This window comes from Cellulosimicrobium sp. EB106-03-01-XG111 (assembly GCF_058792115.1).
The window spans coordinates 149833-156014 of sequence record NZ_JBYTEQ010000005.1 but is presented as its reverse complement, the minus strand read 5'-3'; the positions used below and the strand labels follow the sequence as shown (position 1 = coordinate 156014).

The following is a 6182-nucleotide window of genomic DNA, read 5'->3' as shown; positions in this document are numbered from 1 at the left end:
AAACAAACCCCCCCCCCCCCAGATGATACCTCCTGTCTCGTGGGCTCGGAGATGTGGAGAAGCCCCCCCCATCCGACGGATCCCGGTCGCCGACCCCGTTCTCGCGTCCGGGAGGGGTGGGGGCAAGGGGGGCGGGGGTCAGGGGGTCAGGGGTGGTGGGGGGTCTCGCGGAGGACGGCGAGGCGGGTGCGGTACTCCTGCTCGTCGATCTCGCCGCGTGCGTAGCGCTCGCCGAGGGTCGCGACCGGGTCAGGGCCGGTGGCGCGCCAGCCGCCCGGGCCCCCGCCGCGGCGTGCGCGGCGCGCGAGCAGGAACACGACGGACGCGAAGAGCAGGAACCACAGCAGGGGGAACACGAACCACCACGGCCCCGGCCCCCAGCCGGCGTGACCCCACGCCGCGACGGCGTCCGCGGGGAGCGTGCCGGCGGCCCCGGTGAGTGCGGTGAGCATGACGACCTCCGGTGTCGGTGCGCCTCGCCGGTCCCGGCGAGGACGGCCGTCCGCCGGCCGCACCTCCAGGCTCGCGGTCGTCCGACGCCGCGTCGTCACCCGGGCGTGCCGACCTCGCTCGTCCCCGGGTACCGCGCGCAACGGCCGGAGGCCTCAGCCCGCCCAGCCCGGACGGACGACGCCCGACTCGTAGGCCGCGACGACGAGCTGCGCCCGGTCCCGTGCGCCGACCTTCGCCATGACCCGCGAGACGTGGGTCTTCACGGTCGACTCGGACAGGAAGAGCGACCCGGCGATCTCCTCGTTCGACAGCCCGCCCGCGACCTCGACGAGCACCTCGCGCTCGCGCGGCGTGAGCTCCTCGACACCGCGCACCGGTCCGACGTCGCGCGTCGCGTCCGCGACCCGGGACAGCAGCCGCCGGGTCACGGTGGGCGAGAGCAGCGCGTCGCCGCGTGCCGCGACCCGCACCGCCCGGACGAGGTCGACCGGCTCGGTGTCCTTGACGAGGAAGCCGCTCGCGCCGCCGCGGATCGCGTCGGTCACGTACTCGTCGAGCTCGAACGTCGTGACGACCACGACGTGCACGTGCGCCGCCGCCCGGTCCGCGACGATCCGCCGCGTCGCCTCCAGCCCGTCGAGACCGGGCATCCGGATGTCCATGAGCACGACGTCCGGCAGGTGCTCGAGCGCGAGGCGGACGGCGTCGTCGCCGGTCGCCGCCTCCGCGACGACGCGCATGTCGTCCTCGGAGTCGATGAGCGCGCGGAAGCCCCCGCGCACGAGAGCCTGGTCGTCGGCCAGCACGACGTCGATCACGGTGCCTCCTCGCGCTGCGGCGGTGCGTCGTCGGCCGCGTCGGACCGTCGGGCGGTGCCCGGCCCGGGCGGGGAGCCCGGCCAGGGAAAGACTGCCCGCACGCGGAAGCCACGTCCAGAGGGGGACGGTGCCGGGCCGGCGACGAGCGAGCCGCCGACGCTCTCGACGCGCTCGCGCATGCCCCGCAGGCCGTAGCCCGGCTCGGGCTCCACGCCCGGGGCAGCGCCGTCGTCGGTCACGGTCACGGTCACCGCGCCGTGCGGCGCGGGTCGCACCGCGACCTGGACGTCGGCCCGCGTGGCGCCGCGCGCGTGCCGGCGCACGTTGGTCAGCGACTCCTGCACGACGCGGTACACGACGCCCGCGAGCCGGTCGGGCAGGCCCGCGGTGGCAGGGTCCACGTCGAGCGCGACCGTGAGGCCGCCGCCCTCCGCCTGGCGGACGAGCCGGGGGAGCGCGGCGAGGTCCCAGGTCGGGGCGAGCGGGGCGCCGTCGTCTCCCGCCTCGCCGCGGACGACGCCCAGCACCGCGCGCACCTCGTCGAGCGCCTCGGTGCTCGCCGCGCGGATCGCGGTGAGCGCGCCGCGGGCCTGCTCGGGGTCGCGGTCGAGCAGGTGCAGGCCGACCCCTGCCTGGACCGTGATCGCGGACAGCGAGTGCGCGAGCACGTCGTGGACCTCGCGCGCGATCCGCAGGCGCTCGTCCGCGACGGCGGTCCGCTCGCGTTCCGCCCGCGCGACGCGCTCCGCCTCCCGCGCGGCGGCGAGACGCGCCGTCCGGTCCCGGACCGACCCGGCGACGAGCAGCACGACGACCGTCCACGCCGTCCCGCCGAGCAGCGTCGCCGGGGGTGGCGCGTCCGGGCGGAGCGCCGCCGCCGCGACGACCGCTCCCGCCAGCAGCGCCGCCCCGCCCCACGCGACCCGGCGCGCGCGCCCCGCGGGGCCGCTGAGCAGCACCCCCACGAGCACGCCCACGGGGCCCGCGAGCACAGGGCCCCACGCGTACCCGGCGACGAGGAACGCGCCCGCCGCGCCCACGGACACGACGACGGCGACGACCGGCCACCGCACGAGGAGCACGAGCGCGAGCGGGGGCACGAGGAGCAGCGCGAGCGCCGCCGCGTCGAGCGGCCGGGCACCGGGCTGGCCGTGCGTGGCGCCCGCCGACCCGGCGACCGTGACCACCGCGAGCACCACGGCGAGGAACGCCCGGGGGCGGCGGCGGTCGAGCGGGCCCATGCGTCGCACGCTACGCCGCCCGCGTTCGGGGCGCGTCCGACCGGGGTGCCGGGCGGCGTCGTCCCGGGGTGCCGGGCCGCGTGGTCCCGGGGTGCCGCGCGACGGCGGACGGGGGCGCGGGCGTCAGACGCCGTCGTGCACCGCGTCGAGCACGACCGGGTCGGCGCACCCGCGCGCGAAGCCGGCGATGCGGCGGTCGACGTCGCGCTGGAGCACCCACGACCCGACACGCTCGGCGACCGGGGCGAGCCAGCGCGGCCTGCAGCGGAAGCTGTAGCGCCACGTCGCGCGCGTGCCGCCGGCGGGGCCGGGCGCGAAGCGCCAGCCGCCCGCGAGGTTCTCGAAGAACCAGGACCCGCGGACCATGCGCATGCCGACGTTGGTCGGCGGGTTGTACGAGACGTACTCGCTCACCATCGACAGCCCGCTGCGGTGCCGGGTGAAGGTGCGCACGCCCTTCGCGGGCGCGGTCGCGCCGTCGAGGAAGTGCTGGTGGCGGATGAAGGGGTCCCAGCGCAGGCGGACGGCGCCCGTCGTCTGCGAGACGGCGAACGCGGTCGCGGGGTCGACGGGGACCACGAGCGAGGACTCGACGACGGGCATGGTCGGATGCTCCCACGCCGGGCCGCGCCTCGCCGCCCGCCCCCCGGTCGCGACGAGCCCCGGCACCGGCGCGTCTCCGGGGCTCGACCGGGACCTGCCCCGGACGCGAGGACGGCCCGCCCCTCGACGAGGGACGGGCCGTCCGGACCGCGGCGCGTGGCGTCAGGACGCGAACGCGTACCCGGCCTCGACGCACTGGGCACGGAACGCGTCGAGCGACGCCTGGAGCTTCGACGTGCTGACGGTCTCGCCCTGGACGGCCGCCTCGAACGGCGCCTTGATCCCGTTGAGGTTCTCCTGGAGCTCCGGGTCGGCGAAGTTCTGCACCGCGGCGATGCGCTCGCGCGTCGTGTAGATCGCAGCGGCGGCGTCCTCGTCGTCGGGCGTGGCGAGCAGCGGCGTCGTCTCGGTGACGAGGCGCTCGGCGGAGTACTCGCCCCCGTAGAAGGTGCTGCACGTCGTGGTGACGGCGACGACGGTCGGCGTGACCTCGGGGGCCGCCTCGCTCGTGGTCTCGGTCGCGGGGGTGGTCGCCGCGTCGTCGCTCGCCGGGTCGGTCGGCGAGGCGCAGGACGCCAGCAGGAGGGCACAGGAGAGCGCCGCGGTGGCGGCAAGAAGCTTACGCATGCTAACGATTCCACACTCTGGCGCACGCGGGGCGCAAGGAGATTCGGGGTCCGCGCGGTCGGGAGCGGCGGAATCCCGCGGCTCGCGGGCCGAGCTTGTGCTCAGCGTCACAACCGAGCGAGGCCGCGCGTCACACGACGTCGAGGACGACCTTCCCCCGCACGTGGCCCGCCGCGACCAGGCGGAGCGCCTCCGCGGCCTCGGCGAGCGGGAACCGGGCCGAGATCTCGGCCCGGAGCCGCCCGTCCTCCGCGAGCGCGAGCACCTCGTCGAGGGCGCCCTTCGCGTCGACCTTGTCGGCGATCCCCGCGGCACGCGAGGCATCCGTGCCGACGACGGTCACGGCGCTCGGCGGGTCGTCGCCGTCGGCGGGGGAGAGGTGCTCGCCCAGCAGCGCGACGGTCGCGGCGACGGTCTCCTCCGTGCCGACGAGGTCGACGACGACGCTCACCTCGTCCAGGCCGTCGGGCAGCGCGCGGACCGCGTCGACGAGCCCCGGGCCGTACGCGACCGGCGTCGCGCCGAGGCTGCGTACGTAGTCGTGGTTCGCGGGCGAGGCCGTCCCGACGACGCGGGCACCGAGCGCGGTCGCGATCTGCACCGCCGCGGACCCGACGCCCCCGCTCGCGCCGTGCACGAGCACGACGTCGCCCTCGCCCGCGTCGGCCTGCACGAGCGCGGAGAACGCGGTCGCCGCGGCGACGGGCAGCACCGCGGCCTGGTCGAACGGGACGGACGACGGCTTGCGTCGCACGTGGTCGGCCCGGACGAGCGAGAGCTCGCGCTGCGCCCCCGTGCCGTGCCACACGACCTCGTCGCCGGGGGCGAGGTCCGGCACGTCGGGCCCGACGGCGTCGACCACGCCGGCCGCCTCGAAGCCCAGCACGCCGGGGACGCGGCCACCGAACGCGCCGGCGAGCCGCTTGAGGTCCGCGGGGTTGACCCCGACGACGCGGTTCGCGACGCGCACCTGACCGGGGCCGGGAGCGCCGACCTCCTCGTCGTCGACCCGCAGGCCCTCGGGCCCGCCGAACTCCTCGAAGACGACGACCGTGCTCATGCCGACCCCCGTGGTCTCGCCGTCGGTCGCCCACCGCGAGGGCGAGTCCGCGCGGTGGCCCCGGGGTGGCCGGGCGGTTCCACTCTTCCATCGCGGACCGCCGCTGTCATGCGGCGGTGATGGGCAGGAGTGCCCGTCCGGGACGGTTTCACCCCGTCCCGAGCGTTGGGGAGGGTGATGACGACACCCCCCGAGGACCCCGGCCACCCGTTCGACCCGCAGTCCGCCCGCGAGCGGCTGCTCGCCGTGCGCACGGAGGCGTCGGAGCGCCTGCGGGCGCTGCGCGCCGACGTCGCGGGCATCGTCGAGGCGTCGCGCGACTCCAACGCGGACGACGAGCACGACCCCGACGGCGCGACGATCGCGTTCGAGCGCGCCCAGGTGGACGCGCTCGCGCGCGACGCGGCCGCGCGGGTCGAGGAGGTCGACGCCGCCCTCGCGCGCCTGGACGCGGGGACCTACGGCGTCTGCGCGGGGTGCGGGCAGCAGATCGCCGCCGGGCGCCTGGAGGCGCGCCCGACGGCGCGGACCTGCGTCGCGTGCGCGGCCGCGGCGCGCTGAGCGACCGGGCCCGCCGCGCCCGGGTCAGAGCTGTCCGTGGCCCTTCTTCGACGGGACGCCGGCGATGAGGCCGCCGTCCACGACGAACTCCGAGCCCGTCGAGTACGACGCCTCGTCGCTCGCGAGGAAGACGATCATGCGCGAGACCTCCTCGGGCGCGGCGGGGCGGCCGAGCGGGATGAGGAGGTCGTCCGGGTTGAGCGACGCGGTCATGGGCGTCGAGATGAACCCGGGGTGCACCGAGTTGACGCGCACGCCGTACGGGCCGAGGTCGAGCGCGACGGACTTCGTCAGCCCGCGGACGCCGAACTTCGAGGCGACGTAGCCGTGCAGGCCGGCGCTCCCGCGCATGCCCTCGACCGACGAGATGTTGATGATCGAGCCTGCGCCGGCCTTCGCCATGATCGGCGACACCGCGCGGATGCCGAGGAACGTGCCGGTGAGGTTGATGTCGATGATCCGGCGCCACGCGGCGACGTCGAACTCCGTGATGGGGCCGCCGTTGGCGATGCCCGCGTTGTTGACGAGCACGTCGACGCGCCCGAACGCGTCGAGCGTGGCCGCGACCGCGGCGGCCCACTCGTCCTCGCTCGTCACGTCGAGGTGCACGTAGCGGGCGTCCGGGCCGAGCTCGCGTGCCAGCGCCTCGCCCTTCGCGTCGTCGAGGTCCGCGACGACGACCTTCGCGCCCTCGGCGACGAGGGCGCGCGCGTTCGTGACGCCCATGCCGCCGGTGCCGCCGGTGACGATCGCGACCTTGTTCTGCACCCTTCCGGGAGTGCTGCCCATGGTGGGGCTCCTTTCCTTGCAGGGCACGGC

8 protein-coding genes are annotated in these 6182 nt (G+C 76.6%); 1 reads left to right on the top strand and 7 read right to left on the bottom strand.

The features are described 5' to 3' along the window. Positions 1–146: 146 nt before the first annotated feature. From AC3WT4_RS06290 to AC3WT4_RS06265, 6 genes are all read right to left on the bottom strand, one after another. A complete protein-coding gene (locus AC3WT4_RS06290) occupies positions 147–452 on the bottom strand; it encodes an SHOCT domain-containing protein (protein ID WP_257416705.1) in 306 nt (101 codons plus the stop codon). A gap of 153 nt (positions 453–605) precedes the next feature. Next, positions 606–1271, bottom strand: a complete 666-nt coding sequence (locus tag AC3WT4_RS06285; RefSeq protein WP_074804688.1) for a response regulator — start codon at positions 1269–1271, stop codon at positions 606–608. Next, positions 1268–2512: a sensor histidine kinase gene (locus tag AC3WT4_RS06280; protein ID WP_492315004.1), complete on the bottom strand. Its 1245-nt coding sequence runs from the start codon at positions 2510–2512 to the stop codon at positions 1268–1270. Before AC3WT4_RS06280 ends, AC3WT4_RS06285 begins: the two co-directional genes overlap by 4 nt. Positions 2513–2635: 123 nt before the next feature. Next, entirely contained in the window at positions 2636–3115 is a 480-nt protein-coding gene (locus AC3WT4_RS06275) for an SRPBCC family protein (RefSeq protein WP_492315003.1), read from the bottom strand. Between the two features lie 162 nt (positions 3116–3277). Continuing rightward, complete coding sequence (locus AC3WT4_RS06270) at positions 3278–3742, bottom strand: hypothetical protein (protein WP_257416708.1); 465 nt, start codon at positions 3740–3742, stop codon at positions 3278–3280. A gap of 130 nt (positions 3743–3872) precedes the next feature. Next, positions 3873–4802, bottom strand: a complete 930-nt coding sequence (locus AC3WT4_RS06265) for a quinone oxidoreductase family protein (RefSeq protein ID WP_492315002.1) — start codon at positions 4800–4802, stop codon at positions 3873–3875. Positions 4803–4979: 177 nt separating this feature from the next. Here AC3WT4_RS06265 and AC3WT4_RS06260 point away from each other — a divergent pair, with 177 nt between their 5' ends. Next, entirely contained in the window at positions 4980–5363 is a 384-nt protein-coding gene (locus AC3WT4_RS06260; protein ID WP_074804705.1) for a TraR/DksA family transcriptional regulator, read from the top strand. Positions 5364–5387: 24 nt separating this feature from the next. Here AC3WT4_RS06260 and AC3WT4_RS06255 read toward each other — a convergent pair whose 3' ends face one another. Continuing rightward, the gene (locus AC3WT4_RS06255) at positions 5388–6152 is read right to left on the bottom strand and encodes a glucose 1-dehydrogenase (protein ID WP_061269402.1); all 765 of its coding nucleotides are present in this window, start codon (positions 6150–6152) and stop codon (positions 5388–5390) included. Between the last annotated feature and the right edge of the window lie 30 nt (positions 6153–6182).

Bases quoted from the DNA above. Each gene is read 5' to 3' on its own strand.
- AC3WT4_RS06260 (WP_074804705.1), top strand. From the start codon at position 4,980: ATGACGACACCCCCCGAGGACCCCGGCCACCCGTTCGACCCGCAGTCC.
- AC3WT4_RS06270 (WP_257416708.1), bottom strand. From the start codon at position 3,742: ATGCGTAAGCTTCTTGCCGCCACCGCGGCGCTCTCCTGTGCCCTCCTG.
- AC3WT4_RS06275 (WP_492315003.1), bottom strand. From the start codon at position 3,115: ATGCCCGTCGTCGAGTCCTCGCTCGTGGTCCCCGTCGACCCCGCGACC.
- AC3WT4_RS06265 (WP_492315002.1), bottom strand. From the start codon at position 4,802: ATGAGCACGGTCGTCGTCTTCGAGGAGTTCGGCGGGCCCGAGGGCCTG.
- AC3WT4_RS06255 (WP_061269402.1), bottom strand. From the start codon at position 6,152: ATGGGCAGCACTCCCGGAAGGGTGCAGAACAAGGTCGCGATCGTCACC.
- AC3WT4_RS06280 (WP_492315004.1), bottom strand. From the start codon at position 2,512: ATGGGCCCGCTCGACCGCCGCCGCCCCCGGGCGTTCCTCGCCGTGGTG.
- AC3WT4_RS06290 (WP_257416705.1), bottom strand. From the start codon at position 452: ATGCTCACCGCACTCACCGGGGCCGCCGGCACGCTCCCCGCGGACGCC.